The following is a 24,570-nucleotide window of genomic DNA, read 5'->3' as shown; positions in this document are numbered from 1 at the left end:
CAAAAACGAGCGCAACATGCAAACCTGTATCCAAAACCTCATCGACCAGGGCGCCCACATTTTTGGCGAGATCCTGGACGCTGACCGCACGCAGGCGCTGTACCGCGAAATGATCGCCGCACGGGCCTTCGGGGCCGGGCTGTTCATGGACGAGGCTGAGTACCTGGCCCAGGAAAACCACCTCAACGCCAACCCGAACAAGACCTTCAACTTTCTCAATGCTTTCGAGCCGCAGTTGCAGTTCATCGAACAGGACCCGCGCCTCACCGCGGTCCTCGATGAAGTGCTCGGCGCCGACTATGAGGTGGTGATCAAGAAAGCGGTGTGCGGGGTACCGGATTCGTGGCTGCCGGACTGGGTGCGGGAAAAGATCCGCGATGTGAATGTGGCGAATCTGGGGCCCTACATCAAAAAGCCCTTTCGCGACATCACCTACTTCCGCGGGATCGACTTTCACCAGGACATCATCGACTGGCCCCAAGGCCGGGTGGAACTCGACCCTTCGACCTTTCTGACCCTCTATGTGTACCTGCATGAGGTCACCGAACACGACTCACCGCTGCACCTGATGCCCGGCACTCACCGTTTTGGCGCCACGTTGTTCCCTCATCAGTTGGAACATCAGGAACACGATCGATGGACCTACGCCGACGATCAGGGGCAGCAGATGGCCTGCCAGGATTACCGGCTGACGGGCGGGCCGGGTTACGTCGGGCTCTGGCATAACTGCACCTTGCACGGTACGCGGCCGGTGGCCAACGAGTCGGAACAGTTCCGCCTGTCGCTTCGCTACCTGCTGGGCAAGTCCCGGAGCAACACCGGCAAGACCGCCATTGATACCATCAACGCCGCAATCCAGGGCGAGCTGCAACCGATAAGGACCCGACGCGACCTGAACGCCAAGGGTATCGCCCAGATCAAGGGCAACATCATCAATAACAATGGCTAGCGTCACCGACTTTACCGAGCGGGCGAACCGCTCGGATGACGATCTACCACCGGCAGCACCAGCAAGACGAGGTCAATGTGTCGACAGGGTTTGGACAAAAAGCACGGGTGCTGATATTCGGTACCGGCGCCGGTGGGGTCAACTTCTACAAGTACAACCGCCGCCGCTACCGGGTGATCGGCTTCGTCGATAACAACCAGCAGAAGCAAGGCCAGCGCCTGTTCGGCAAACTGATCCACGCGCCTCAACAATTGAGTTCGCTGGCTTTCGACAAGATCATCATCGCCAGTGATTACTACCGCGAGATCCATCCGCAGCTCACTGAGAAGCTGGCCATCAACGAGCAAAAGGTCGAAGTCTTCCATGGCGCGCAGATCAGCTCGCAACTCCCATGGTTCCAGCGTATTGGCAAACGCCTCGAGCAACTGGGCTATGAACGGCTGTGCAGAAAGCCGGGACTGATCAGCGACCTGCTGTATCGACTGTTTTTTCGACGCCAGGATACCCGGCGCCTGGCCTTGCGCTGGCTGGATGAAAGCGACGAGCACAAGGTCCATGTCTTTCGCCCGAGCCAACCGGGCACCAGCCAACCTCCAAGGTTCCTCCATCAATCGACACCAGCGATCACCCTGGAGTTACCCGAGATTGCCCTGTATCACTTCCGGCAGGGGCAAGTCTGTTCGGTGTCCCGTTCGGTGATACTGCCCGGCGGGCAATTGGTGCTGGAGCGAGTGCCCACGGCAAAATCCCTGCATGCCGACTATAGTGCTGCGCACCTGCTCTACCACGGCCAGCGCCTGGCCCTGGTCAGGACCGGCACACCTGTAGCGCTGGAAAAAGGCCTGCTGATCAGCGGCTGCAACGAGCAGAACTATTACCACTGGACGGTAGAAGTCTTGTCGCAACTGCAATTCGTGACCGAACTGCCGCCGCAATATGCGGACTATCCACTGCTGATCTCCAAGAGCAGCCAGAACATTCCTTCGATCAAGGCCCTGATCGAGGCGATCGGCGTTGACCGTCCGCTGGTGCTCCTGGAAAACATCACCAGCTACCAGGTGGCCGACCTGCTGCTGATCAGTGCCCCCAACAATATGATCCCGAACTTCAAAGGCCCGGCACAGAACAGTGCCAGCAGCGGTTTCGTCCGCCCGGAGTCGATCAATTTCCTGCGGGAAAAGGCGCTGCACCTGGCCCGTGACATTCCCATCAGCCAACTCCCCAAACGAGTATTCCTGGCCCGCAAAGGCTTTCTCCGGCACTACAACCAGGCTGAGATCCTCAAGCTGCTGGAACCCTATGGGTTTACCTGCGTGTATATGGAAGAGCAGGACATCAACCATCAAGTGGCGATCATGGCCAATGCCGAAGTCATTATCGGCCCCACTGGCGCAGCCTGGACCAATCTGATTTTCGCCTCGAAAAACGCTCGCGCCCTGTGCTGGATGGCCGAGGAATATGCAGAGCTGTCGTGCTTTTCCAACCTGGCGGCGATCGTCGGCGTGGAAATGGACTACATCGCTTACCGGGTAGGTTCGACCGACTCCAGAGAGCTGTATTACCGGAATTATCGGGTCGACGCCAAGAGCGTTGAAAACTGGCTGCAACAGCATTTGTCGAAACGGCTCGAAAAGGAGACGCGATGAAGATTCACATTCTGCCGCTGCAGACCCACGGCGATGACCGCGGCTCGCTGATTGCCCTGGAAGAAGGGAAAAACATCCCCTTCCCGGTCAAGCGGGTGTACTACATGTTCAATACCGGTGAAGGGGTTCGCCGCGGCTACCATGCCCACAAGACCCTCAAGCAGGTCGCAATCGCCGTACGCGGCTCGTGCCGCTTTCTGCTGGATGACGGCCGGGAAAAGATCGACATCACCTTGGACAATCCTTGCCAGGGCCTGCTGATCGAATCCTTTATCTGGCGTGAGATGTATGACTTCTCTCCAGACTGTGTACTGATGGTTCTGGCCGATCAACTCTACGAAGAAGGCGATTATGTTCGAGACTATGCCCAGTTCATGGACATGGTCGGACAATGACTCAAATGATGAACATTCCATTTCTGGATTTGAAAGGCATCAATCACGAATATGCCGACCAGCTCAAAGCCGCTTGCAGCCGCGTGATCGACTCCGGCTGGTACCTGATGGGGCGCGAGCTTGAGCAATTCGAGGCCGCCTTCGCCGAATACTGCGGCAGCCGCCATGCCATCGGCGTCGCCAATGGCCTGGATGCCCTGACCCTGATCCTGCGTGCCTGGAAAGAGCAAGGCAAGCTTCAGGCCGGCGATGAAGTGATAGTGCAGAGCAACACCTTTATCGCCACCATCTCGGCCATTCTGGAAAACGATCTGGCGCCGATCCTGGTGGATGTGGACCCTGCGACCCACAACCTGGACATAGAGGCCGTCGAACGGGCCATCTCGGAAAAAACCCGGGTGATACTGCCAGTGCATCTTTATGGGCAACTGTCGCCGATGCCGCAGATCATGGCGTTGGCCCACAAGCATGGCCTGCTGGTACTCGAAGATGCCGCCCAGGCCCATGGCGCCGAGCTGGCCGGGCGCAAGGCCGGTAACTGGGGCGATGCCGCGGCGTTCAGCTTCTACCCCGGGAAGAACCTCGGAGCCCTGGGCGACGGCGGCGCCATCACGACCAACGACGCCGAGCTGGCAATACTGGTCCGCGCCCTGGGCAACTACGGCTCGCGCATCAAGTACCAGCACGATTATCAGGGGGTGAACAGCCGCCTTGATGAAATCCAGGCCGCGATGCTGGGGGTGAAGCTGGCGCACCTGGACAGTGATACTGCCCGTCGACGCAGCGTCGCCCGCTACTACGGCGAACACATCCAGCACCCGAGTATCACCCTGCCCTCGGTCACGACAGCGAGTGCCCATGTCTGGCACCTGTATGTCATTAGCTGCCCATGGCGCGATCAACTGAAGGCGCATCTGGCCGAGCGTGGCATCCAATGCCTGGTCCACTACCCACTGGCGATCACCGAGCAACAGGCCTACAGCGACCTGGCCAGGACCTCCAAGGCATCCCGGGCACCGCTGCATGACTCGATCCTGTCGTTGCCGATCTACCCGACATTGGGCGAGGAACAACAGCAACACATTGTCACCGCCATCAACCAGTTCACAGCCCACTGATGCGCCTGTTGCGGGGTGCCTAGAAAGCACCTCGCAACTGAGCGAACTGCTCGTCGCTCACATAGTCGGCGAGCGCCCGACCGGAATAGTCGGCAGCCTCAAGCCTCGCGCCCTTGCGCAGCAACAACGGAAAGGTTCTACGACAACGCCCGGCCAGGAAAGCATCCTTGGCATACATCAAGGGTGTCGTGCCTTTGTTGTTGGTCCGCTCCGGGTCGGCACCTTGCTGCAACAGCCAGTCAACCACCTCATAGGCGCCCGCATAACTGGCAACGATCAGCGGCGTCCAGCCTTGCGGGCTGGCATCGTTGTAACCGGCAATATTGGCCTGCAGTGCCACCACCGCCTCCAAATCGCCCCGCTCACAAGCCTCGAGCATCTCCGGCAATCGATCAAAATTCAGCCGGATGTCGTAATCGATGGTGCAGAGCTCGACATAATCCTCGGTTGCGTTGATCAGGGTCCCGGCCTTGAATTGCGAACGCCCAGGCAGAATCGTCGCCGAGACCACCGGTTTTCCATCCCAGTGCAAGAACTGATATTCACGAAAGGCGAACGCCCTGATCTGGTTGCGTAGCGCCCAGGCCGTCGACAGAGGATCGATTTTCAACGCCCTATAGTCGATGGCGTCCTTTGAGAAGTAGCTGGACTCCACCGCACTCTGCGGCTGCGCCCTGACGTCACCATCGACCAACCTGGCAAACCACTGCTCCAGCAACTGGCCGGCATGCTGGTTAAAGGCGAAATAGAGATCGCGACAGGTCCACCAGAACGGGATCGAGAACACCTGTTGCGCGACGATGTCCCCGGTGTCGATACCCCGGTCGATGAAATGCAAGGTCACACCCGCTTCTGCCCTGGACTCCAACAACGGCCAGACCGAGGTAAACATGCCCTTGTATTCCGGCAGCTTCGAGAAATGAATGTTGAACACGCGACTGATGGAGAAGCACTCGGGCACGACAATCCGGTCGAACTCCAGGGAAATGAACGCGACGGACGCTACTTCGTAAGCCGTCTCCAGGCTGATCTCACGTACGCCATGCTTTTGCGCGGCCGCCCGCAACGAACGCTGCCAACCATCGACGCCCGTATCGTTACGGTTGCAGACCACGGCAATTTCGTTAGGCGAAAACTGTCGCAGAGCCCGTTCCAGGCCAAATACCGAAATATTGTTTTTTCCAGCAATGACAATCATGGGTGACTCCACAGCATCGAGAACTGCGTGTACCAAACGTAGCCGTTACTGCGAAATAAGGACGAGAACCACGTTTGGACTGAAAGCCCGGAGGTAGATGGTGTCCCAGGGCAGGTTCGAACTGCCAACCTTCCCCTTAGGAGGGTCAATTACAGCTCGCTGACAACAGGCCAAAGCCCTGTATCACTAGGCCTTTCAGTCCCATTGAGTCCATAAAAACAGAGCGGTATAGTGATTTTTGCTGCCACCCTGCTGTCACGGTCAAACCCTTGAAAACCAAAATTACTCAAAAGCTCATCGGCGGTTTGGCCGCCGAGGCGAAAGCATACCGCGTGCATGACACTGTGCAACCTGGTTTCTTCATTCGCGTACTGCCCAGCGGGCACAAGTCCTATATGGTCACCTGGGGCCGCAACAAGAATGCCACTCTTGGCCGTGTCGGCGTGCTCACGCTCGATCAGGCCCGAACCGAGGCCGCCCAGTACCTGGCCGATGCGCACGCCCATGGTGAGCCGCGGGCGGTCGCTCAGGGCCGAAAGGGTGCCACCCTTCCATCTCTGCGCGAATTCATCGATGACACGTATATGCCGTGGTTCAAAACGCATCACAAGGGGCATGAGAAGACGCTGCACACACTCAATAACAACTTCGAAGCGATCATGCGTCAGCGCCTTGGCGACATCACAGGCCGCGATCTGGAGCAGATCAGAACCGGGTGGATGCAGGCCGGAAACAAGGCATCAACCGTGAACCGGAAAATTGGCTCAATCAGCGGAGTATTCAGCCGGGCGGTTGAGTGGGACTACCTCTCTGTGCACCCACTGACCAAGCTCAAACAGCTCAAGGTCGATTCCAAAGGGGTTGTCCGCTACCTGAGTGTCGAAGAAAGCCGGCGGCTACGTGAGGCGCTCGACGTTCGCCAGGATGAGGCGCGCGCTGAACGCGAAACTGCGAACAAGTGGCGAGCAGACCGCGGCAAAGAGCAGATGCAAAGCTTGCTGCAGTTACCCTTCACCGACCACCTTAAACCGATGGTTCTGGTATCGCTGAATACCGGCATGAGACGCGGCGAGTTGTTCGACCTGAAATGGTCGGTGGTGAACTTCCAGGCGAAGACAATCACTGTCGCCGGCGCCACCACAAAGACGAGCGACACACGGCATATCCCGATGAACAAGGAGACCTTCGGCGTGCTGAAGGATTGGAAAAAGCAGACCGGGAAGTCTCAGTACGTTTTCCCGAGCCAGGCCGGAGGCCGACTCGAGGACGTCAAAAGCGCCTGGCTCAAACTGCTAGAGCGAGCCAATATCGAGGGGTTTCGCTGGCATGATATGCGTCACGACTTCGCGTCACGGCTGGTGATGGCCGGCGTGCCGCTCAATACCGTGCGGGATTTACTGGGGCACGCCGATATCAAGATGACGCTTCGATATGCTCACTTGGCTCCGGGCACGAAAGCTGCTGCCGTGGAACTGATTTAAAAAGGTATCAGCTCGTCCTGACCGATCGGAACTATTGTGGGGCTCGATTTATGTTTTTCGACGTGCTCCAAAAGCTGCTTCCAGTATGAAGTAACCAGCCATGAGACGAGCCGTTCATTGTCATCCGAAGAATATGAACCATCGGAATACTCCACCCAAAAGTACCTGCTCGCCTTGATAGTCTCCCAAATCCTAAGCTCGTCATAGGTCAATGCCTCGGGCATATAGATAGCAAGATTTATCAACCGAATAGATTCATCCGTTGACCAAATCTTGTCGAGCATTGACGTAAGTGTTGTGCCTTCTAAACCAGCTGATTGATTCGCTATCGCCTGTGAAATTGCCCATTCGATTACCGCAGTCAGAGAGCGCTTTTGCAGACGCCCCATGATGTCCAAAGCGAATTTTATCTTTGGGTCAATCCTGATCCCTACGCTCACAGTCGTACTCGTCTCTCCTGCTCGCTTGCTCGTCTTAGTCGCCATGGCCTCACCATCTCAAGAGGTCAGCCCAACTGACCTAACGTTAGTAGCTTGCTTCACTCGCATTCTATCGTCAATCCGGTTAAATACGAGTTCGTTTAGCAATTGCTTGCACGTTTAGTTTTTAGATGTATAGACTGGCAACCACTGGCACCAAATCCATTCGGCCAGCAGGAGACATTTATGTCGCAATTCGCTGTGAGTTCGCCCCTTTCCGTGAGCGTAGAGGAGGCAGCAAGACTGACCGGTTACACAAGGTCAGGTATCTACGAGGTAATGGCACAAGGTGATCTGAAGGCATTCAAGCTGGGGAAGCGCCGGCTGATTCTAATGACAGAACTAAAGGCCTGGATCGAACGCGCAGCGAAAGAAGGTGCGCGTTGATTGGCAGAACTATGGAGGAGTTTTCGCGCAGGGCTGCGCTGAGAATTGCCCTGACGGTGTTCGAGCACCGCCAGGGCGACAACACACTGGCTAGCACCAACGTGAAGGGCAAACTATGACACGCCATTCTTCAACTGAGCAAGACCGCAAAATGCTGGAGGCCCTGCGAAACGGGCCGGTATCGACCATCGAAGCCGCTAAAGAACTGGATATCGTCCAGCCGCCTAACACCATCCGCCGCCTCAGGAAAAAGGGGCACGAGATCCGCACCTACTGGACGCACCAGTCCACTGAGCCTGACCGGCCGCCTCACCGCGTCGCCAAGTACATCCTCATGCGCGAAGCGTCGTAAACCAGAGAAGCAGGGATGTCCTCAGTCTTGAGGACATCTCCGCGCCTGCCTGTGAGCCGCTGAATGGCCAGAAAGACAAAATACAAGGTCGACTTTGGCGGCGGTCGAGTGCTGGCCCTGCCCTACCGACTGCTGATCAGTGACGCCTTCGACAACCTATCGACCAAGGCAGTAACCGTGCTGATCAAGCTGGCCAGGAACTACAACGGCCGCAACAACGGCGACCTGTCCTGTACAGCCTCGATGATGGCCAAGGGCAAGCCTATGGACGCTAAGACTCTTGCCTCGGCGCTTGCCGAACTGATGGATGCGGGCCTGATCATCCGCACCAGGGAGAGCCGTAAGGGAGGCAGGGAACAGGGAATGGCACGTTGCGCGCTGTATGCAATCACCTGGGCGGCAATTGACGAATGCCCGGGTAAAGACCTTGAAACCTCACCCGGACCACCACGGTTTAGGTTCATTTAATTTCGAGTTTTTCGGTGGGAATTTTTCCGCCTAGTACTGGGAATTTTTCCCAGTCATCAAGCACTCATTGTCCGGTTGCGTCCGGTTGTTTTTCTGAACTGGTGCAGTACTGGGATTTTTTCCCAGTACCTTTCAATAAAACCGGGGCCTCCAGAGGAGGGGGTAAACGGAAAAAATCCCACCCTTATTAAATTACCACCACCAGGGGTTAATAAGATGGGACCACAGACGCATCAGCAAGCCCGATGCAACCATGGGTATGCAGGGAAATGTAAGCGTATCGGAGGCTTCACGTTCCTTGTTCTCGACTGCCTGCCTTGGACGCTGATCGGAATGTGCAGACCGTGCGCCGAAGAGGTAAGGAAGGATCTGATCTACCTGGCCGAGAAAGCCCCAACGGCCAGCAGCTGAGAAAAGGGCACTACCCCGCAACAGGGTGGTGCCCTTGATACCGCGAAAGCCTCGTAGCCTGTCAGTCCTAGCCTGGCTGTACTTGTCGGCATGACTGGTCGCCGCCCAGGTCATCCGAGCCGAATAGAGCCTGATTGACGGCCTTCCTACTCGCTAGAAGGCGATCGTGTTCCTCGTGCGCGCCAATATCCTCTGCCACCCACTCAGGAAGCTCTTTACGCCGGCGCATTTCATTCAAGTGCGTCCACCATCTGGTTGCGTGTTTCCGCTCTACCTCGATCGCCTCAACCGCAATCGCGCTTCGCTGGTCGAGAAGGTAGTGAGGCATTGGCGCCTCTTCTGCCTCCGCCGTGCTCGTCGCGCCTTGGTTGATGGCGTCAAGGTCGCCAAGCTTGAATCCCATGTCGGCGACCCACGCCTCTGTGCACCCGATAAGATGATCGGCGTGAAGCACTCCGAGGTTCGCCAGATCATGCTCAACAACACCAGTCGGCAGCCTGTTACGCAATATCTCAAACGCAGCGCGTAGCTCGCGGTACCCATCGATCGCCGCCGCCAGGTCGTCATACCCAACGTCGGCAACATCCTTGTAGGAGCGGATCATTTGGCAGTCTCCAGATCGGCTATCTTCGACTCAAGGTCAGCTTCGCGCTCTTCAGCCAAAGAGATCTGAGTATCTGCAAGGTACTGCCCAAGCGTGGCGAGTTTCAGCACATCACCGCCGCCGCGGTGCTTGGCGTTATCCTGGATTGCGCGCATCAAAGCGCCGAGCCATTGGACGTGCTCTTTGTCGCAAGTCATCTGGAACAGCGCTTCCTTCGCGATCTCGCCGAGTTTCCCCACAGTGGTGCCGGCTTTATCTTGGTTTTTCAGGGTGTTGCTGGTAGGTTGATATGGTTGCATGACGTGTGCCTCTAAGCTTCGTCGTGTGATCGCCAGGCCGCTGTTGACGCAGCGGCTTGGCACTTCTTCCTGATGGATCGTTTCTGAGCCATCGACCCGATCGGCTAAATTTTCAGCCGATTACTGCTTGCCCTTCTCGCTGATCCAGCCTGCTGCCCAGCTCAGCGGGTCCTTCGCTTCCATCGGCTTGAGTGGTTTGCCATCCCTCGCTGCCTGCCTACCCTCCTCCTCTGTCTCTGTGTGAATCCATACCGTGGTGTGCCTGAAGCCTGCTTCGCGCTGACGCTCCTTGAAGAGTCTTTGTCGCTCGGCGGCGGATAGTGGCTGCTTCTGTTTGTCCTGGTCTGTCATATTTCCTCCGTTACCACTTACGACGAGGGAATAATGAATTATTGTGAGTGGTAACGCAAGGTGTGGGGTGCAAAATAATTGCAGTCCCTATGAATGCTCGATGATCAGCGTCTTGCCCTAGCGAGACGCACAGGCCAAGATCGGCGTTCTCTCAAGGATGGAAAACCAAATGACCGCACTCCTTAAACAGCGCTTTCTCGAACTGGAGCAACAGCTAACGGAAGTCGAAAACTCCACTATCACCGTAAGAGATCCATTCACCGACGATAGTGAGACCACCATTCCGTCCGAGCTGATCCTCAACTGGCGAGTGAAGGCAAGGGCGTTGATAGAACGGGCGTGTGGGGAACGATCCAGTCATCTCACAATGTACCTGGAAGCGGAAAAGCTGGTTTCTTACGATTCATATATGAATCAGCTCAAACGGATGAAGGCAGTGTTCCTAGCCGCGAAAGAGGATTTCGAGGGAGGGTATCTCAATTCGCTTCGAAACCTTGTGCAAGCAGAGGTGTTCACCAGCGAGCTTGAACAAGCCGACGAGCTTCTCAGGTCGGGTTACGCAACAGCAGCAGCCGTCATCGCTGGAGTCGTGCTTGAGACCACCCTACGCGATCTGTGCACTGCTCATGAACTAGAGCACGGTAGCCTTAACAAAATGAACGACGACCTGGCGAAGGCCGGCGCATACAACGCCAGTCAGAAAAAGCGGATCACCGCTTTGGCTGCAATCCGCAACGATGCCGCCCATGGTAAGCCAGAGGAGTTCACGGCTGCGGACGTACGGGGCATGATTGAAGATGTGGAGCGCTTTCTAGCTACGACGCTTCAGTGATCAGCAGCAAGTAGTGATGCACTCAAATCTGAGTGCATCTATCCCATCAAAAGTTAAAGATACCAGAATCAATAAAAGGTATACTCTAGCGAATAAGGCGACGGTATTTATCAGTTATTGTAACGATTTCAGGTGGAAACGTATTCGCGCGACTTTCGAAGTACTTATCGCTAGTTAGATCCAAGATTGTCCGAATGGCACCAGAAAAATTCCATTTAGGTAAGTCTCTCTCCTCCCCCCCTGTGGCTTCATACTCTACCTCCTCTTTCTCAAAGTCTGTGAGAATGGGGAGGCACAACTCAACTTTTTCCACCAAATCCTTAAAATTGAATCCCACCCCTCTGATTTCCTCAAGTAAGCTTGGGATGGAGCTATCTTCATGAGCACGATCGCTAAAATAGCAATTATAAATAGCAACCAGCGAATCAGAACTCAAGTCAGAATAATCTTCTAACCTCAACTCATTCTCCGTCAACTCCTCAACAAGCCTGACCTTAACGTTCTTGATCGCGTCAAACTGCTCATCCGCGAGCTCAATTAAAGCGCTCAATCTATTTAGCTGTCGCTTGAACTGAGGAGGAACATCTGCCTCTCTTTTATAAAGTAGCTTATGGCTAATTGCTGCCCAAGTATGCATAAGCATGGTTCTAATTTGTATTTCCGCGCGAAACCCGCCCAAGCCTCGAACCCCGGGATGGGCCAACCACTCATTCTTCAACCGAACTATATAATGATAAGAAGTATACCCAAACTGATTATCATTGAGAGCGTCTTTTTTATTATCTTTCTGAAGAACCTCAAATTCACTCTCGACGATATCACATATATTTTTTATATCTTCTTGATAATAGCAAATAACCCTTACACCACATAGATCGTCTATTTCATCTAATGGCGCCCCATATGATTTTCTCGCAACCTTGCCAACAAACGACTCTTCGTCCTTTATTCGAGACTCAATCCCAAAGACCGGAATATTTCTTTCACCAACAAGCTGCTTAATCACACTCTCAATATTATGCCTTAACCTCTCAAGCTTAGGCTTGGCATCTCTAAACTGATCAATAACTTCCGACATCAGCATTGCTTCCTTTCGATTATTCGGGCACACCATCTAAGCACCATCGCCTGCAATATCAATTAGACATCACGTGCAACTGGCGTTCTATCCAGGGAGGAGGTCATCTCGAATAAAGCACGAGCCTCCGATTAACGATAGGACGAAAAAGAGCCTGAAAACAGGCCGAAACAGTTGGCCGCCGTGGTGATCCCCCAATGGGGAAGGTATGCTCAAAACTGAGCGCATCGCATGCAGGCAGAGATGTGAGAAGAATTGCGCGCATCTCACCAATGTACTCAGTTTTGAGTGCATCTCTCTCCTGCAGGTAAATATCCTTTGATATCCCACTCCCACAGTGGAATTTCTCGGTGTGTGACGTTTTGGTCTCAGTGAGACGATTTGCTCTCTGAGCGCCACACTGTTTGGAAATCGACACTGTGGACGCGCTGTAGCATCAGGCAGAAGGCTTGCGCGTTCGGCGAATACTGAGGCGGTACACCGGCGGCTTGCCCTTGTTGCTGATCGTGATGCCAACTGTGTACTTCTCAATCGCTTTGCGGCCCCTCTCTGTCGGTGCCTGGTATCCACCAGGAACCTTGACTATATCGCCGCTTTCGATAAGTGCGTCTAAGTCTGGCCGCGGCGGGAAATTGTCGATTGCCTCCCGGATCCGGCGCATCAGCTCTTCATCCATACCAAATTCCCTCTCGTGGTAGATGATGGCGATCCTACATCAACGCAGCGCGTGTCGATGGCAAAAAAGGAATTTCTGCGTTGAAGTCCGATCCTCGGACAACCAGCCGAGACACACCAAATGATCCGACTCGGAACGCATGGTCTGCTTGGGCGCCGGGCATTGCCTTCGGTCTCAATCTGGGCAAGCATGAGCAATTCTTGACAGCCCCTAGACAAATTCAGCCCATGGCCGCGCTCAACAACGAAATCAAATCCTTCATCGTCCAGGCCCTGGCCTGCTTCGACTCGCCCTCCCAGGTCGCCAGCGCCGTCAAGGAGCGATTTGGTGTCGTTGTGTCACGCCAGCAGGTCGAGTCGCACGATCCTACCAAGCGATGCAGCAAGGGTCTGGCGAAACGCTGGGTGACACTGTTCAACGACACTCGCGATGGTTTTCGGGACGAGATAGTCAAGGAGCCGATCGCGAACCGGGCAGTTCGTCTGCGCGCGCTCGGGCGAATGCTCGAGGAGGCAGAGGCGAGCGGGAACCTGGTGATGGCCATGAAGTTGCTGGAGCAGGCGGCCAGGGAATGTGGTGACATGAACACCAATCGTCGCGCAAAGGTCGACGGAGAGCCGGCAGCGCCTGCCGCCCCAGTGGGTGTGGATTTCGTTTCCGCGCGCTTCTAACGTTGGCCCGCAGCTGTCTGAAGTTAAAAGCAGCCTGACAGCAGGTTGGAACAGGTGCTCGGGTATTCCCCCGCTGGGGGTGTATCCAAACCTGGATGCATCAAATCCGCGACACGTTTCGCGATTCAGTAAATTGTGTCGCGACACTGTAATTACATGATTGCTATGTTGGCGGCCGCGCTTATGGCTATGCCGACGCCTTTGCTAAGCGCTTCTCCTACCAATTCCTTCAGCTTGGCTGTGGCACCTTCTTTCGCTGCGGTTGCGATTTGCCCACCTAAGCTTTCGCCTCCGACACTCTTCGGGATTGCCTTGAGGATTTCGAGCGCTTTCGCTGTGAGAGTGCAATTCAAAAAGGTGTAGGGCAGATCAGTTTTTCCGCGCGTAACCACGTAGCCGGACTCAATCAGCCACTCTACTGTCTCTGCGAAAAACTCTCCTGGTCGATCAATTTCATCAGGAATGGCATCAATGAAGTCCATGGAGTCAATGGCAATAGACACTGGAAAGGACAGATACAGCTTAGAAAATACCAATCCGGTAATCTGATCAAATAGATCAATGTTTGATTCTGACATTTGCAATTCTTCGCCTAGTTAGATTGTGCAACCAATACCTACAACGACCCACCATTTCAAGCACTGCCCAAGCGAGGCACCAAAGTATCGAGGAACCCGCCCTTCTCCGGCTCGCTCCAGTAGTCGCCCGAGCTCAGACTGAGGGTGAACGATTCATTCACTCGAGCCGCTGTATCACTTTGCCTACCATCGACTTACTGCAACAGAAAATCCCCTCCCGACGCGCTAAAAATCAACTATTTCAGTCCCATTCCGTCCCGTTCCGTGTAGCACATTATGTGCACCCTAAAAACACTGGATACATGATCAGATAAAACCTAATGTGAGCCTTATACGACATTTCGCAAGCTCACAGAGGACAGATCATGTCGACCACCACCAAGCCCCGCGGCCATCAGGCCAAACCAACTCGCGCCGAAGTCAAAGCCGCCTGGGGGCGCCTGCGCGAAGCTGCAGAGCAAGGCAGCGTCCAAGCCAGTGCTCTGCTGATCGCTCTCGCCGAAAACCGTCCCCTTCACGTGAGCGCCGCATAGTGTCCGGGCGCGACAAGGCTGGGCGCTTCAAACCTGGCAACTCCGGAAACCCTGGCGGCCGCTCCGGCCAGACCCAAGCCATTCGCGCAAAACTTGCAGAAGGTGCCGATGCCGTGACCCGCAAGGTTCTGGCGGCAGCCAAAAAGGGTGATATGCAAGCCTGTCGCCTGATCCTGGAGCGACTGGTGCCATCGATCAAACCCACCTCCGAACCCGTGCAGTTCGAACTCGATGATACGGACCTGCCCAGCGCCGCCCGGTCAATTATGCGCGCCGTCGCCGGCGGTCAGCTCGCACCCGACCAGGGTAAATCGCTTATCGATGGCCTGGGCGCCGTCGCCCGTGTAATCGAGGTCGCCGAGCTGCAAAAGGCCATTGATGAGCTTCGCCAGCAAATTGGAGGCCTGCAATGAGCGTCAGAACCGAGCTCGCGAAGTTGCGCCAGCAGGCGCGCCAGGTGCGCGCTGACAGCGATGTGAAGGCGATCAGCGACCTGATGGACGAACTGGCCGCCGAGGCTACCGGTGGTGACTGTATTCGCGGGGAAGTATCGCTACTCGAAATCATGGATGAAGCCCAACCCAACGCTGGCCCAGCCAATTCCTACAAAACTAAAAGGTAACTCAATGAAAATCGGCAAACGATCAGTTCTCAAAGTTGGCCTGGCCAACCTCCACTACTCCGAATATGAGCACTCACGCATCGAGGCTCAAACCTTTTCCATTCAGCGCCCCGATGGAACAAAGGGCACCTGGCAAGCTGGTAGCCTGATGAAGTCTGCCCGTCAACTCCAATTGCTTGCGCTGGAAACGTTCAAGGACGCTGGCGAAGACATTGCATCGATCAGGAGCAATAAAGATTTCAATGCATCCGCGATCGAGCGCATGAGCAAGGAAAAAGTCGAGGACGTTACAGCTGCCCTGCTCCCGGCGATGCAATCAGTTGCGAAAGATATGCTCACGCTGGCTGAGACCGTCACTCAAGGCTTTTCCCCAGTTACGCCACGCGCCAGTAACGACATCGCAGGATTCCTCGCGGACCAAGAGCTGAGGTCATTGGTTCGAGGGCTCAGCTCTGAAGAGCGCCGCAATCTGATGCTTGAAGCCCGCCAAGGTGGTCATCCCGATATCGTCGAAGCGGTGCTGAGAGCAAACCCCATGCTTTCTGGCCTCAACTCCGAATCGGCGGCGAGCCTCGCCAGGGCCGGCATTGCAGCCTCGCGAGCTGATGACCTTGAGGCTCTTCGCCAGATGCTGGCGGTCTACGACGACGTGCTCGCGACCACCTCCCAAGTTGGTGTGGCGCTCAGTGGGATGGTTGCAAATTCGGCTGGCTACGCAGGTCGATTCGAAAGATGGCGGTCGGGGTGTGACGGCTCGGAAGTGTTGCGCGCCTGGCTGGACAAGATCCCGACCCGAGGAAAGCCAAAAGCAGCAGCGGAAGAATCCGAAGCAGCGTAATCAGATAGGCGTGCGGCCGTCACGGTGCGGCCGCCACCCCAGGAGCCAATACCTTGACCACCTATCAAGAGCGCTTCGCCGAGGCGTGCAAGACAAACCGCTTTGCGTCGCACCCACTCAAACAAGGTCCTGATTCTGGCTACGTGGTGTGGGATGTCCAGCACGTTCGCGACGGCCAGAAGGTGACCATTGATGGGCCATTTTTCACCGAGGAAGAAGCGCTGGTCTCGGCCGATCTGCTGCGCGGGACGTTCCGTGGCGCCCGGGCCTACGAAGTGATCTATGACCGAATTTGGAATTACGACCCGCGACGCGAGCAGGTGACATTCGATCAGGCGCGTATGTCGCGGTCCATTCTCGCCATCCGCCTGGGTGTGGAAGCCCCCACTAACAGCGCCACCGGCGCACTGGAGTAACGCTATGGCCATAGCCACCAACTACGGCACCAAGACTCGAATTTTGCTCAGCGGATCGGCCGCGAAGCTGTTCGGGCGTGAACACACCTACGAGCTATCGACTGGTGATGTGCGCGAGGCCGTGAAAGCGATCGATGTAAACCATCCAGGCTTCGCACGATATCTCGCAACCGCAAAACAGATGGGGCTTGAGTTCGCAGTTTTTCGAAACCGCAGGAACGTCGACGAAAAAGAACTGGCGCTGGGCGGCGCGAAGGAAATACGCATCGTACCGGTGGTTTGCGGCAGCAAGCGTGCAGGCCTTCTGCAAACCATCATCGGGGTCGCGTTGATTATCGCCAGCCCATTTACCAACGGCGCGACACTCGCTCCAGGTATTGCTATGGCCGCCGGTGGTGTAATTCAGATGCTCAGCCCGCAAGCCACAGGATTGAAGCAGAGCGGCGCCCCCGAAAATATGCCGAGTTACGCTTTTGGGTCGGCACGAAACACCACTGCCAGCGGGAACCCGGTACCAATCTGCATCGGTTACCGTCGATGGGGTGGCGCGATCATCAGTGCCGCGATCTATGCCGAAGACCAGGTATAGCCGGCCTAGTGTAGAGTCACCTACCCAACATTGAGGACGTATCATGCACAGGATTTTGCTCACCGCCGCGGCCATCGCTCTTATCGCGGGATGCTCAAGCACTCCAGTAGAGCCTGGCTCCGCAAAGCGGGTGCCGGCAGACCGGATCTATGCCTATCAAACTGAAGTGGCAGGCGGGGCGACGCTCGTTATCAGCCGTGACAACGGATTCTGGGCATCTGGTGGCTGCTTCGCCACACTACTGATAGATGGCAAAAAGGCCGCGCGCATCGATACCGGCGAAGTCGCAAAATTTCAGGTCAAGCCAGGTCGGCATATCGTTGGCATCGGCGGTGATGAAGATGGCAACGGCCTGTGCGCAATGCAGATCGGCCAGCCGGTGAAAGAGACAGTAGCCGATGTGGTCTCCGGCGAAGTGCAGAAATATCGGATATCTGGTACCCAGAACGGTACCGATATCCGCCCCAGTTCCATCTGATGGGTCACTGCGTCGGAATCAACACACTGTGTTGAAACACACGCCGTGTGGTGTGGCGTATTCTCAACTGGGCTTCGCAGCTTTCAGTACTTCGATCAGATTTTTGAAGTGCTCCGGATCCAGAGGGCTGCTGACTGTATGCGCCTCTGTTGTCCGACCGAAATAGCTAGATGTGAGCCCGGTGCGAATCGCCACCTTGCTTTCCTCTGGCAGGAGCTCAATGAAGGGCCCGATCGAGGCAAGTTCTAGCTCTGTCTGCCTAGCTCTGTCAGCATTGGTGCGATGCCGAGCTGATTCGCGGGCTGTATAAATTGCGGGGGAAGTTATAACAATCGCGTAGAACAAGCGAATTAGCACCGATATCGCAGTATCTTGCGAAAAAGGCTCATGCCAAAATTTGTAGAATGTTGCCATCGCGATCGCAATGCCTGTTCCAAAGATCACCACCGTCGCCCATCGCCAGAAGTTTGCACTCTCCCCTTCCGCAGTAGCAATTCGCTGGTAATTCCCTGTTACTCCAATATTGCCGACCACCTGCACTATACGTGCGGCGTCATCCCGAAACGCACCAATTTCCGCAAGAGTTTTCGAGGCTGCGTATGCCTCAAGATCCATTTCCTCTTTGTGCATTTTCTGCTGCTCTGCAAGCGCTGTGTCGAAAGCCAGTTGGCGCGCACCTTCTGCCTGAGTGAACATTTGCTCCAGCTTGGCTACCGCGGCGGCACTTTCGGCTCGCTCGCGCGCGGCGGCCTCATTTGCATCATCGAGTTTTTGTGCGAGTACATCGCTCTTTTCAATTGCCGCATCTAGTTTTTTTGCAAGCTGATCTCGTTGATCTGATAGCTCTTGAATGGCAGCTTGTGAGAAATCGGATTGTGATTTCAGAAGAGCTGGAAATGCTGTTTTTGACACCGCAGTGAGTGGTGGTGTTAATGCCCAGAAGTAAGGCATCACGTTTTGTTCTAATTGTGATGCGGCATTTATCAAGTGCTGAGCATTACCATTACCAACGAAATGCGTAATTTCAGAAAGAGGTGTCTGAAGGCTGGTATTGATTGAGGACATCCCAGAGACACTAGCTAGCTCTGCCGGTGTCTTTTCCAGGAGGTCTTTCAGTGTTTGGAGAATGGCGAATATTTTATCGCGGGCAAAGGTAAACGTCTCACTAACTGCCACAGCCTCAGCCGAAAACTCCTTCATTTTCTGCATATCCAGTATTTGCTGCACGGTGGCACGAAGAGGGTTTTCTTGATAAGCGGAGGTTGTCATTGGTTCATGCTCCCTGCTAGTGAAATTCCGGTCACTGTTCTCCTGAAGCTACTGTTTCGCCATCACTCTGTCTATACATCACATGGGTATGCCTGAGCTGATACGCACAAATTCGGGTTTATTCGCCCTCCCCGCTTGATAAGTAACACTCAAAGTGCAACAGTATTAGTAGAACACCTTAACTGATACGGGCAGCACATCATGTTCATTCGCGCATACCTCCGAGCATCGACTGAAGAGCAGGACGCCGGCCGCGCCCGGGCATCGCTCGAGCAATTCGCCACCGACCACAACAAGGTGATCGCGAGCGTGTACCTGGAGAACGCCAGCGGCGCCTCGGCAGATCGGCCTGAGCTGCTGCGCCTGCTGAAGGATGCGCGCAAGGGTGACGTCCTGCTGGTGGAGTCGATAGACCGCCTATCGCGCCTTCCTGTTGAGGACTGGCACAAACTCAAGGCAGCTATCGACTCCAAGGGCTTGCGCATCGTCGCGCTCGACCTACCGACCAGCCACCAAGGAATGCAGGACACCAAGGGAGACGAGTTCACCGGCCGTATGCTGGGCGCGATCAACTCGATGCTGGTGGAGATGATGGCGGCGATCGCGCGCAAGGATTACGAGCAGCGCCGTGATCGCCAGGCGCAAGGGATCGAAAAAGCCAAGGCCGCCGGTAAGTATCAAGGGCGTCCAGTGGATGCGGATCTGCACAAGCGGGTAAAGGAACTGCTCGGGGCTGGGCTAGGCATCCGTGCTACTGCTCGGCACGCATCCTGCTCAACTACTACCGTGCTGAGGATCAGAGACGCCGGCTAAATTACAACGGCGATGGCGGAAGTCCCGTTTTTGACGTGCCGAGAACGTTCGCTGAAACCACTTTGCCGTCCTTCGACCTAGCCAGAACATAAAGGAAAGTCGTTCCGCCCTCGACTAGCGCCGTCATCATCTCGTTTACACCCGCGGCTGCGTGCTGCCCTTTGAAGAGGTCTACCTTGATCATTTCATCAGAACCGACTCGACCTATATCCATGCGCCACTTGTCGTCAAAGCTTCGAACAGAATAAACGTGATAGTTGCCATCCATTCTCACTGGTACAGAAGGCTCGCGCTCCTTCTGGTTAATTTGAATGATCTGCTCTCGGTCAAAGACGGCATTACCGGCGGTGACTTTTGTGGCATCAGGCGCGCTTCTTACAATGCCGACGAGAGCTTGATTGGTGTCGGCCAACGCCTTTGACATCTTCTCGTTATTTTCAACCAGGCGAATCTCGAGCGCGCTCCGGTTACCCTCCGCCGCCAGGGCAAGCTGGGAGGAAGTATAGTTTTGGTGACCAAAGTACCCGGCAGCTATCAGCGCAAGACCGACAACAGAAAAGACCAGCTGCCTGCCAGTCATCTTATCAATCATTTTTTCACCAAGTTTGTTGAAGGCGTCCCCAAGCAAGGCGGTAATGTCGCTGGAGCCTTCTGCAACCTCGAAGGTTAGCTCAAGATTCGCCCGATCTTCCTCAGTGAGCGCACGAGCGCCCTTTGAGTAAACGCTATCTGCGAAAAGTCGATTTATCACTTGCTGGTATTCCAGCAGCCCCTTCATCAGAGGCGTTGTGACCGTGCTGTGGTATCGAGCACCTTCGATGTCTAAATCGAAAACCGGCCAGCCATCGAATTTGATTAGAAATGAATCGTTATCAGACAATTCGCCTGCCAAAGCCTGCTCAAGGATGGCCACGGCTTCTGCTTCATTCCTGATTATTACTTCCCTGACTTCACTCAATCCAACCACCTTCCAAAGGCCAGCACTGAACGCGCCGATTGGCGCTGATGGCAAAGTGAATCACATTTTGATTTGGAAGGGAGGTATTTCACGATCCACTCGTCCGCAGTTTCTGCCACCCTGCTGTCACGGAAGAGATCACGGATTGAACGAAAAGGCTGCAAACCTTGAATTATATGGTGTCCCAGGGCAGGTTCGAACTGCCAACCTTCCCCTTAGGAGGGGGATGCTCTATCCAATTGAGCTACTGGGACAAATTGACTGCCGCGTGTACTGCTGCGGCGCAAAGGACGGCGTGCATGTTAACGGCCAGCCCTGATTTTGTCATGTTGTGAGTAGGGCTTTTTAACCGGTGGCCACCTCTGGTCATCAGGCAACTTGCCAGAGTCGCCGTGCAAATTGCATCACTGCAAAAAGCCATCATTGCAGAATGCAATCCTCCGCCTTCTAAAGCCCCTATCAAATCATTGTTTTTAAAGGGTTTATTAGAGGTTAGACTCTTGGCATGAGCGCTGCTTCATCTCTATGAAAGAACAGTGGAGATCAAGCCCATGAACAGCGCCCTTCTTCTATCGAATGCCATTGCCATCGCCGTACTGGTGGCCTTCCACTTTCAGCCTGATGGCAGCGCTGATCAGAGCACCCAGTACAGGGCCCACTACGCGCAACACCAGGCCCCGCAATTGGCTGTGATGAGCAGCGCATTGGAGAATCCAGGCATGGCGCAGGTCGCCGATGACCCGGAAGCCGTTGTTCTACCTGCCAATCCAAGACCCGAAAGCTGGGTATTTTGAATACGACCCTATCAGGAGCCTGTTAATGTCCCGACTTGCCAAAGGCCTTCTCATCCTTGCAGTACTCAGTGCCACACTGGGCTGCTTCACCACTGAAAATACCCTGGGTGATGTGCCCTTGATTGCTTGTGGCGTTTTTTCCGGCTTGTTCCTGCTGGCGCTGGCGTTGGGACGCAAAATCAAGTTCGACCCAGTGCTGCGCTGACTCCCTGATCTCTCAATAGCTTCAGAAAACGCTCAAGCGTCACGGATAGCTCGCTCGAGTTGTCCAGAAAAAACACGGACTCTCCCAGCACAGGTCCGTCGTCAGCAGAAAAAAGAGTGCTTCTCTTGAGTCTCGCCTCGATCTGCGCCGCACTTTCGCGACCGCGGTTCATCAGTCTTTGCCGCAGCACGTCGATGTCCACCGTCAACAGAATCGCCAAAAGCTCCGGATAACGTTGGCGAGCCTGATCCAGGTATGCCCTGGAGCCATTGACCAGGACATGACGCCCACTGGTCAGCCATTCGTCGATCTGCACAGGAATTCCGTAGGCCAGGCCATTAGCCCGCCAGCACAAGGCAAAGGCGCCCTGCCGCTCCAGGCGCTCGAACTCATCAGCACTTACCCCATGGGCCTCTTCCCCCACGGATTCCGCGGAACGGGTGATCACCCGCCGCACCACATCACAACCGAGTTGTGCCAGAGGCCGGCGCGCAGCCTCGATCAGGCTGTCCTTGCCCGACCCGGATGGCCCTATCAAATAAATCAGTCTGCCTGACATTCAGAGACTCCATGGCACTCGCAGCCTAGTAAATCGGCAATTTGCCACTATTCTGTATAGAGTAGGGAACGATGATCGGATCCGCATAGATGCCCTCCTGGCGACACTCAAACGCCGCCTATCAGGCAACAGGACGCGGGCAGATAGGCGGACCAGGCAATCTTTTCAAACCAGTCCGCATTTCTGATAATTGGTGCTGGCATAACGCCTTTACCCAGTTCAATATTTGTCACAGAATTGACGCCAAGGATCTGGCTACTTTGAGGCATGATGCGGGCCTCTTAACAATTCAGGTTGAACATTTGGCAGCAACGCTTGTCCTAACTGACATCCCGCGGCCAATTCCGAGAACCGCTCCCCTGAACTAACCGGTTAAATATATGCGCCCATTGAAACAGGCAATTTATTCCAGCCGTACGGCTGACAAGTTCGTCGTACGTCTACCCGACGGGATGCGTGAACGCATTGCCGAGGTGGCTCGCAATCATCACCGCAGCATGAACTCCGAAATCATCGCGCGCCTGGAACAGAGTCTTATTCAGGAAGGCGCCTTGGGTGAAGAGTTGAGCATGCGCCTGGACAGCCCAGAGCTCTCCTTGCATGAACGCGAACTGCTTCAACGTTTCCGTCAACTTTCCCACCGCCAGCAGAACGCCCTCGTTTCGCTGATCGCCCATGACGCCGAAATGGCCGCAGACGCTTCCTGATTCGACCTCGAAAGCTAGAGCCAGCCTTGCGCTGGCTTTTTTTTACCCGAAATTTGCTGCTCGAGCGCTACAAAAGCGCTAAGCCTGGATTGCAAGGGGATGGAGAAAACGATACAGCCCCATTAGAGGGGCTGTATGCAGGATCAAAGCAGGAAGATGGTGGCCAACCCAAGGAAGATAAAGAAGCCGCCACTGTCGGTCATCGCCGTGATCATGACGCTGGCCCCCATTGCCGGGTCGCGCCCCAGGCGCGCCAGCGTCATCGGAATCAGAACCCCCATCAGCGCCGCCAGCAACAGGTTGAGCGTCATGGCCGCCGTCATCACCACACCCAACGACCAACTGCCGTAGAGCAGATAGGCCACCGCGCCGATCACTCCGCCCCAGACCAGGCCATTGATCAAGGCCACCGCCAGCTCCTTGCGCATCAGGCGCGAAGTATTACCGGTGCTGACCTGGTCCAGCGCCATGGCGCGAACAATCATGGTGATGGTCTGGTTACCCGAGTTGCCGCCGATACCCGCCACGATCGGCATCAGGGCCGCCAGGGCCACCAGCTTTTCGATGGAACCTTCAAACAGGCCGATCACTCGCGAAGCGACAAAGGCAGTGATCAGGTTGATTGCCAGCCAGGCCCAGCGGTTGCGCAGGGAACGCCAGACCGAGGCAAAAATGTCTTCCTCTTCACGCAGACCGGCCATGTTGAGGACTTCGGTCTCGCTCTCCTCACGAATCAGGTCGACCATTTCGTCGATGGTCAGACGGCCGATCAATTTGCCGTTCTTGTCGACCACCGGCGCCGAAATCAAGTCGTAACGCTCGAACGCTTGCGCAGCGTCGTAGGCATCTTCGTCCGGATGGAAACTTACCGGATCGCTGGCCATGACTTCCGAAACCTGTTTCTCCGGGTCATTCACCAGCAACCGCTTGATGGGCAGCACACCCTTGAGCACGCCGTCGTAGTCGACGACGAACAGCTTGTCGGTATGGCCTGGCAGCTCTTTGAGTCGACGCAGATAACGCAGAACCACTTCAAGACTGACATCCTCACGGATGGTCACCATCTCGAAGTCCATCAACGCACCTACCTGCTCCTCGTCATACGACAAGGCGGAGCGAACGCGCTCACGCTGCTGACCGTCCAACGCCTCCATCAGCTCGTGGACAACGTCTCGCGGCAGCTCGGGGGCCAGGTCAGCAAGTTCGTCGGCGTCCATCTCCTTGGCAGCAGCCAGGAGCTCATGATCGTCCATGTCGGCGATCAGGGTTTCACGTACGGAATCGGATACTTCGAGCAGGATGTCGCCGTCGCGCTCGGCCTTGACCAGTTGCCAGACAGTCAGACGCTCGTCGAGCGGCAAGGCTTCAAGGATGTAGGCAACGTCGGCAGAGTGCAGATCGTCGAGTTTGCGTTGCAGCTCGACGAGGTTTTGCCGGTGGACCAGGTTCTCGACCCGATCCTGATGATGACCTTCCTGACGATGGGTCAGGTCTTCGACCACCCGCTGGCGCTGCAGCAGCTCAACGACTTGAGCGAGGCGATCCTGCAGGCTGTCTTGTGTTTTCTTTACTTCTACTTCGGTCATAGGCGAACTCCACTCCCAGCAGAGGAGCACGCCGGAAGGATCAATCAGTCAATTCATGATTGTAAAAACGGGATACTGAGTAACTACTGGGTAAGTCCATGGAGGTATTCCACAAGCCCCGGCGGGGCTGACGGGCGCAATCATACACCGCTTGACGGCTTTAAACGTTAAAAAATCATGGCAAGAACAAGCGCTTGCGGCGCAAAGCTGAAGAAGCGCTGAATCTATAA

The 24,570-nt window shown here is 55.4% G+C and carries 33 protein-coding genes and 1 tRNA gene; 21 read left to right on the top strand and 13 right to left on the bottom strand.

What is annotated here, in order from left to right:
- Positions 1-16 precede the first annotated feature (16 nt).
- The 4 genes from J4D52_RS04100 to J4D52_RS04085 are packed head-to-tail and all read left to right on the top strand — an operon-like array spanning position 17 to position 4,108.
- Positions 17-949 (top strand): phytanoyl-CoA dioxygenase family protein, encoded by a 933-nt coding sequence (locus J4D52_RS04100; RefSeq protein ID WP_063432676.1) that lies wholly within the window; start codon positions 17-19, stop codon positions 947-949.
- Positions 950-984: 35 nt separating this feature from the next.
- On the top strand, positions 985-2,595 hold the full coding sequence (locus J4D52_RS04095; RefSeq protein ID WP_219736164.1) for a glycosyltransferase family 61 protein: 1,611 nt from the start codon (positions 985-987) through the stop codon (positions 2,593-2,595).
- Positions 2,592-2,990, top strand: a complete 399-nt coding sequence (locus J4D52_RS04090; protein WP_009045148.1) for an FdtA/QdtA family cupin domain-containing protein — start codon at positions 2,592-2,594, stop codon at positions 2,988-2,990. The genes J4D52_RS04095 and J4D52_RS04090 overlap by 4 nt, the downstream gene beginning before the upstream one ends.
- On the top strand, positions 2,987-4,108 hold the full coding sequence (locus J4D52_RS04085) for a DegT/DnrJ/EryC1/StrS aminotransferase family protein (protein WP_102676788.1): 1,122 nt from the start codon (positions 2,987-2,989) through the stop codon (positions 4,106-4,108). The genes J4D52_RS04090 and J4D52_RS04085 overlap by 4 nt, the downstream gene beginning before the upstream one ends.
- Before the next feature lie 19 nt (positions 4,109-4,127).
- Here the strand turns inward: J4D52_RS04085 and J4D52_RS04080 are convergent, their stop codons facing one another.
- Positions 4,128-5,306 (bottom strand): formyltransferase family protein, encoded by a 1,179-nt coding sequence (locus J4D52_RS04080; RefSeq protein ID WP_063432678.1) that lies wholly within the window; start codon positions 5,304-5,306, stop codon positions 4,128-4,130.
- 269 nt (positions 5,307-5,575) lie between these two features.
- Here J4D52_RS04080 and J4D52_RS04075 point away from each other — a divergent pair, with 269 nt between their 5' ends.
- Positions 5,576-6,787 (top strand): site-specific integrase, encoded by a 1,212-nt coding sequence (locus J4D52_RS04075; protein WP_173678538.1) that lies wholly within the window; start codon positions 5,576-5,578, stop codon positions 6,785-6,787.
- Here the strand turns inward: J4D52_RS04075 and J4D52_RS04070 are convergent.
- Positions 6,784-7,272, bottom strand: a complete 489-nt coding sequence (locus J4D52_RS04070) for a hypothetical protein (RefSeq protein ID WP_102676790.1) — start codon at positions 7,270-7,272, stop codon at positions 6,784-6,786. The two genes, J4D52_RS04075 and J4D52_RS04070, sit on opposite strands and share 4 nt — an antisense overlap.
- A gap of 180 nt (positions 7,273-7,452) precedes the next feature.
- Here J4D52_RS04070 and J4D52_RS04065 point away from each other — a divergent pair, with 180 nt between their 5' ends.
- The 3 genes from J4D52_RS04065 (at position 7,453) to J4D52_RS04055 (ending at position 8,473) form a co-directional block, all read left to right on the top strand.
- Positions 7,453-7,653, top strand: a complete 201-nt coding sequence (locus J4D52_RS04065; RefSeq protein WP_102676791.1) for a helix-turn-helix domain-containing protein — start codon at positions 7,453-7,455, stop codon at positions 7,651-7,653.
- A 115-nt stretch (positions 7,654-7,768) separates the two neighbouring features.
- A complete protein-coding gene (locus J4D52_RS04060) occupies positions 7,769-8,005 on the top strand; it encodes a helix-turn-helix domain-containing protein (protein WP_102676792.1) in 237 nt (78 codons plus the stop codon).
- 63 nt (positions 8,006-8,068) lie between these two features.
- The gene (locus tag J4D52_RS04055; RefSeq protein WP_102676793.1) at positions 8,069-8,473 is read left to right on the top strand and encodes a hypothetical protein; all 405 of its coding nucleotides are present in this window, start codon (positions 8,069-8,071) and stop codon (positions 8,471-8,473) included.
- 478 nt (positions 8,474-8,951) lie between these two features.
- Here J4D52_RS04055 and J4D52_RS04050 read toward each other — a convergent pair whose 3' ends face one another.
- The 3 genes from J4D52_RS04050 to J4D52_RS04040 form a co-directional block, all read right to left on the bottom strand.
- Positions 8,952-9,488 (bottom strand): hypothetical protein, encoded by a 537-nt coding sequence (locus J4D52_RS04050; RefSeq protein ID WP_102676794.1) that lies wholly within the window; start codon positions 9,486-9,488, stop codon positions 8,952-8,954.
- Positions 9,485-9,787: a hypothetical protein gene (locus tag J4D52_RS04045; RefSeq protein ID WP_102676795.1), complete on the bottom strand. Its 303-nt coding sequence runs from the start codon at positions 9,785-9,787 to the stop codon at positions 9,485-9,487. The genes J4D52_RS04050 and J4D52_RS04045 overlap by 4 nt, the downstream gene beginning before the upstream one ends.
- A gap of 120 nt (positions 9,788-9,907) precedes the next feature.
- Entirely contained in the window at positions 9,908-10,138 is a 231-nt protein-coding gene (locus tag J4D52_RS04040; protein WP_102676796.1) for a hypothetical protein, read from the bottom strand.
- A gap of 169 nt (positions 10,139-10,307) precedes the next feature.
- Between J4D52_RS04040 and J4D52_RS04035 the strand changes: the two genes are divergently transcribed.
- Complete coding sequence (locus tag J4D52_RS04035) at positions 10,308-10,970, top strand: DUF4145 domain-containing protein (protein ID WP_102676797.1); 663 nt, start codon at positions 10,308-10,310, stop codon at positions 10,968-10,970.
- 85 nt (positions 10,971-11,055) lie between these two features.
- Here J4D52_RS04035 and J4D52_RS04030 read toward each other — a convergent pair whose 3' ends face one another.
- Together J4D52_RS04030 and J4D52_RS04025 are read right to left on the bottom strand one after the other, a co-directional pair.
- Complete coding sequence (locus tag J4D52_RS04030; protein WP_102676821.1) at positions 11,056-12,048, bottom strand: GTP pyrophosphokinase family protein; 993 nt, start codon at positions 12,046-12,048, stop codon at positions 11,056-11,058.
- A 436-nt stretch (positions 12,049-12,484) separates the two neighbouring features.
- The gene (locus tag J4D52_RS04025; protein ID WP_102676798.1) at positions 12,485-12,724 is read right to left on the bottom strand and encodes a hypothetical protein; all 240 of its coding nucleotides are present in this window, start codon (positions 12,722-12,724) and stop codon (positions 12,485-12,487) included.
- A 227-nt stretch (positions 12,725-12,951) separates the two neighbouring features.
- Between J4D52_RS04025 and J4D52_RS04020 the strand changes: the two genes are divergently transcribed.
- Positions 12,952-13,395, top strand: a complete 444-nt coding sequence (locus tag J4D52_RS04020; RefSeq protein ID WP_102676799.1) for a DUF2280 domain-containing protein — start codon at positions 12,952-12,954, stop codon at positions 13,393-13,395.
- 152 nt (positions 13,396-13,547) lie between these two features.
- Here the strand turns inward: J4D52_RS04020 and J4D52_RS04015 are convergent, their stop codons facing one another.
- Positions 13,548-13,973: a hypothetical protein gene (locus J4D52_RS04015; protein WP_102676800.1), complete on the bottom strand. Its 426-nt coding sequence runs from the start codon at positions 13,971-13,973 to the stop codon at positions 13,548-13,550.
- 365 nt (positions 13,974-14,338) lie between these two features.
- On the opposite strand from J4D52_RS04015, the gene J4D52_RS04010 reads away from it, so the two are divergent.
- The 7 genes from J4D52_RS04010 to J4D52_RS03980 are packed head-to-tail and all read left to right on the top strand — an operon-like array spanning position 14,339 to position 17,449.
- Positions 14,339-14,506 (top strand): hypothetical protein, encoded by a 168-nt coding sequence (locus J4D52_RS04010; protein WP_164485931.1) that lies wholly within the window; start codon positions 14,339-14,341, stop codon positions 14,504-14,506.
- Positions 14,506-14,919, top strand: a complete 414-nt coding sequence (locus J4D52_RS04005; RefSeq protein WP_102676801.1) for a DUF5681 domain-containing protein — start codon at positions 14,506-14,508, stop codon at positions 14,917-14,919. The genes J4D52_RS04010 and J4D52_RS04005 overlap by 1 nt, the downstream gene beginning before the upstream one ends.
- Positions 14,916-15,128 (top strand): hypothetical protein, encoded by a 213-nt coding sequence (locus J4D52_RS04000; protein ID WP_102676802.1) that lies wholly within the window; start codon positions 14,916-14,918, stop codon positions 15,126-15,128. The genes J4D52_RS04005 and J4D52_RS04000 overlap by 4 nt, the downstream gene beginning before the upstream one ends.
- 4 nt (positions 15,129-15,132) lie before the next feature.
- On the top strand, positions 15,133-15,966 hold the full coding sequence (locus J4D52_RS03995; RefSeq protein WP_102676803.1) for a hypothetical protein: 834 nt from the start codon (positions 15,133-15,135) through the stop codon (positions 15,964-15,966).
- A 53-nt stretch (positions 15,967-16,019) separates the two neighbouring features.
- The gene (locus J4D52_RS03990; protein ID WP_102676804.1) at positions 16,020-16,382 is read left to right on the top strand and encodes a hypothetical protein; all 363 of its coding nucleotides are present in this window, start codon (positions 16,020-16,022) and stop codon (positions 16,380-16,382) included.
- A gap of 4 nt (positions 16,383-16,386) precedes the next feature.
- Positions 16,387-16,971: a tail assembly protein gene (locus J4D52_RS03985; RefSeq protein WP_102676805.1), complete on the top strand. Its 585-nt coding sequence runs from the start codon at positions 16,387-16,389 to the stop codon at positions 16,969-16,971.
- A gap of 43 nt (positions 16,972-17,014) precedes the next feature.
- Entirely contained in the window at positions 17,015-17,449 is a 435-nt protein-coding gene (locus tag J4D52_RS03980) for a hypothetical protein (RefSeq protein WP_102676806.1), read from the top strand.
- A gap of 63 nt (positions 17,450-17,512) precedes the next feature.
- Here J4D52_RS03980 and J4D52_RS03975 read toward each other — a convergent pair whose 3' ends face one another.
- Positions 17,513-18,718, bottom strand: a complete 1,206-nt coding sequence (locus J4D52_RS03975) for a hypothetical protein (RefSeq protein ID WP_102676807.1) — start codon at positions 18,716-18,718, stop codon at positions 17,513-17,515.
- 201 nt (positions 18,719-18,919) lie between these two features.
- On the opposite strand from J4D52_RS03975, the gene J4D52_RS03970 reads away from it, so the two are divergent.
- The gene (locus J4D52_RS03970; protein WP_102676808.1) at positions 18,920-19,531 is read left to right on the top strand and encodes a recombinase family protein; all 612 of its coding nucleotides are present in this window, start codon (positions 18,920-18,922) and stop codon (positions 19,529-19,531) included.
- 1 nt (position 19,532) lies between these two features.
- On the opposite strand, the gene J4D52_RS03965 is transcribed toward J4D52_RS03970, so the two are convergent.
- The gene (locus tag J4D52_RS03965; RefSeq protein WP_124304059.1) at positions 19,533-20,489 is read right to left on the bottom strand and encodes a hypothetical protein; all 957 of its coding nucleotides are present in this window, start codon (positions 20,487-20,489) and stop codon (positions 19,533-19,535) included.
- Positions 20,490-20,666: 177 nt separating this feature from the next.
- Positions 20,667-20,743: transfer RNA gene (locus tag J4D52_RS03960), tRNA-Arg, on the bottom strand.
- Between the two features lie 297 nt (positions 20,744-21,040).
- Between J4D52_RS03960 and J4D52_RS03955 the strand changes: the two genes are divergently transcribed.
- On the top strand, positions 21,041-21,283 hold the full coding sequence (locus tag J4D52_RS03955; protein WP_063432679.1) for a hypothetical protein: 243 nt from the start codon (positions 21,041-21,043) through the stop codon (positions 21,281-21,283).
- A 25-nt stretch (positions 21,284-21,308) separates the two neighbouring features.
- Positions 21,309-21,488 (top strand): PA3371 family protein, encoded by a 180-nt coding sequence (locus J4D52_RS03950; RefSeq protein ID WP_063432680.1) that lies wholly within the window; start codon positions 21,309-21,311, stop codon positions 21,486-21,488.
- Here the strand turns inward: J4D52_RS03950 and phnN are convergent.
- Complete coding sequence (gene phnN / locus J4D52_RS03945; protein WP_063432681.1) at positions 21,463-22,047, bottom strand: phosphonate metabolism protein/1,5-bisphosphokinase (PRPP-forming) PhnN; 585 nt, start codon at positions 22,045-22,047, stop codon at positions 21,463-21,465. The genes J4D52_RS03950 and phnN overlap by 26 nt on opposite strands.
- Before the next feature lie 380 nt (positions 22,048-22,427).
- Between phnN and J4D52_RS03940 the strand changes: the two genes are divergently transcribed.
- Complete coding sequence (locus tag J4D52_RS03940; RefSeq protein WP_003178899.1) at positions 22,428-22,754, top strand: Arc family DNA-binding protein; 327 nt, start codon at positions 22,428-22,430, stop codon at positions 22,752-22,754.
- Between the two features lie 143 nt (positions 22,755-22,897).
- On the opposite strand, the gene mgtE is transcribed toward J4D52_RS03940, so the two are convergent.
- Positions 22,898-24,340: a magnesium transporter gene (gene mgtE / locus J4D52_RS03935; protein WP_025805723.1), complete on the bottom strand. Its 1,443-nt coding sequence runs from the start codon at positions 24,338-24,340 to the stop codon at positions 22,898-22,900.
- Between the last annotated feature and the right edge of the window lie 230 nt (positions 24,341-24,570).

It is taken from the genome of Pseudomonas sp. GW460-12-10-14-TSB1 (assembly GCF_017349775.1).
Taxonomy (GTDB): Bacteria; Pseudomonadota; Gammaproteobacteria; order Pseudomonadales; family Pseudomonadaceae; genus Aquipseudomonas; species Aquipseudomonas piscium.
Note: the sequence above shows the minus strand (reverse complement) of the source record. Positions and strands in the feature narration are given on the sequence as shown.

What these genes read in the sequence shown, in the direction of transcription:
- phnN (WP_063432681.1), bottom strand. Translation starts at nt 22,047, where the DNA reads ATGTCAGGCAGACTGATTTATTTGATAGGGCCATCCGGGTCGGGCAAG.
- J4D52_RS03980 (WP_102676806.1), top strand. Translation starts at nt 17,015, where the DNA reads ATGCACAGGATTTTGCTCACCGCCGCGGCCATCGCTCTTATCGCGGGA.
- J4D52_RS04020 (WP_102676799.1), top strand. Translation starts at nt 12,952, where the DNA reads ATGGCCGCGCTCAACAACGAAATCAAATCCTTCATCGTCCAGGCCCTG.
- J4D52_RS04095 (WP_219736164.1), top strand. Translation starts at nt 985, where the DNA reads ATGACGATCTACCACCGGCAGCACCAGCAAGACGAGGTCAATGTGTCG.
- J4D52_RS03995 (WP_102676803.1), top strand. Translation starts at nt 15,133, where the DNA reads ATGAAAATCGGCAAACGATCAGTTCTCAAAGTTGGCCTGGCCAACCTC.
- J4D52_RS04015 (WP_102676800.1), bottom strand. Translation starts at nt 13,973, where the DNA reads ATGTCAGAATCAAACATTGATCTATTTGATCAGATTACCGGATTGGTA.
- J4D52_RS03985 (WP_102676805.1), top strand. Translation starts at nt 16,387, where the DNA reads ATGGCCATAGCCACCAACTACGGCACCAAGACTCGAATTTTGCTCAGC.
- J4D52_RS04045 (WP_102676795.1), bottom strand. Translation starts at nt 9,787, where the DNA reads ATGCAACCATATCAACCTACCAGCAACACCCTGAAAAACCAAGATAAA.
- J4D52_RS04080 (WP_063432678.1), bottom strand. Translation starts at nt 5,306, where the DNA reads ATGATTGTCATTGCTGGAAAAAACAATATTTCGGTATTTGGCCTGGAA.
- mgtE (WP_025805723.1), bottom strand. Translation starts at nt 24,340, where the DNA reads ATGACCGAAGTAGAAGTAAAGAAAACACAAGACAGCCTGCAGGATCGC.
- J4D52_RS04035 (WP_102676797.1), top strand. Translation starts at nt 10,308, where the DNA reads ATGACCGCACTCCTTAAACAGCGCTTTCTCGAACTGGAGCAACAGCTA.
- J4D52_RS04030 (WP_102676821.1), bottom strand. Translation starts at nt 12,048, where the DNA reads ATGTCGGAAGTTATTGATCAGTTTAGAGATGCCAAGCCTAAGCTTGAG.
- J4D52_RS03970 (WP_102676808.1), top strand. Translation starts at nt 18,920, where the DNA reads ATGTTCATTCGCGCATACCTCCGAGCATCGACTGAAGAGCAGGACGCC.
- J4D52_RS03975 (WP_102676807.1), bottom strand. Translation starts at nt 18,718, where the DNA reads ATGACAACCTCCGCTTATCAAGAAAACCCTCTTCGTGCCACCGTGCAG.
- J4D52_RS04055 (WP_102676793.1), top strand. Translation starts at nt 8,069, where the DNA reads ATGGCCAGAAAGACAAAATACAAGGTCGACTTTGGCGGCGGTCGAGTG.
- J4D52_RS04085 (WP_102676788.1), top strand. Translation starts at nt 2,987, where the DNA reads ATGACTCAAATGATGAACATTCCATTTCTGGATTTGAAAGGCATCAAT.
- J4D52_RS04090 (WP_009045148.1), top strand. Translation starts at nt 2,592, where the DNA reads ATGAAGATTCACATTCTGCCGCTGCAGACCCACGGCGATGACCGCGGC.
- J4D52_RS04060 (WP_102676792.1), top strand. Translation starts at nt 7,769, where the DNA reads ATGACACGCCATTCTTCAACTGAGCAAGACCGCAAAATGCTGGAGGCC.
- J4D52_RS04070 (WP_102676790.1), bottom strand. Translation starts at nt 7,272, where the DNA reads ATGGCGACTAAGACGAGCAAGCGAGCAGGAGAGACGAGTACGACTGTG.
- J4D52_RS03940 (WP_003178899.1), top strand. Translation starts at nt 22,428, where the DNA reads ATGCGCCCATTGAAACAGGCAATTTATTCCAGCCGTACGGCTGACAAG.
- J4D52_RS03955 (WP_063432679.1), top strand. Translation starts at nt 21,041, where the DNA reads ATGAACAGCGCCCTTCTTCTATCGAATGCCATTGCCATCGCCGTACTG.
- J4D52_RS04010 (WP_164485931.1), top strand. Translation starts at nt 14,339, where the DNA reads ATGTCGACCACCACCAAGCCCCGCGGCCATCAGGCCAAACCAACTCGC.
- J4D52_RS03950 (WP_063432680.1), top strand. Translation starts at nt 21,309, where the DNA reads ATGTCCCGACTTGCCAAAGGCCTTCTCATCCTTGCAGTACTCAGTGCC.
- J4D52_RS04040 (WP_102676796.1), bottom strand. Translation starts at nt 10,138, where the DNA reads ATGACAGACCAGGACAAACAGAAGCAGCCACTATCCGCCGCCGAGCGA.
- J4D52_RS04025 (WP_102676798.1), bottom strand. Translation starts at nt 12,724, where the DNA reads ATGGATGAAGAGCTGATGCGCCGGATCCGGGAGGCAATCGACAATTTC.
- J4D52_RS04065 (WP_102676791.1), top strand. Translation starts at nt 7,453, where the DNA reads ATGTCGCAATTCGCTGTGAGTTCGCCCCTTTCCGTGAGCGTAGAGGAG.
- J4D52_RS04100 (WP_063432676.1), top strand. Translation starts at nt 17, where the DNA reads ATGCAAACCTGTATCCAAAACCTCATCGACCAGGGCGCCCACATTTTT.
- J4D52_RS04050 (WP_102676794.1), bottom strand. Translation starts at nt 9,488, where the DNA reads ATGATCCGCTCCTACAAGGATGTTGCCGACGTTGGGTATGACGACCTG.
- J4D52_RS04000 (WP_102676802.1), top strand. Translation starts at nt 14,916, where the DNA reads ATGAGCGTCAGAACCGAGCTCGCGAAGTTGCGCCAGCAGGCGCGCCAG.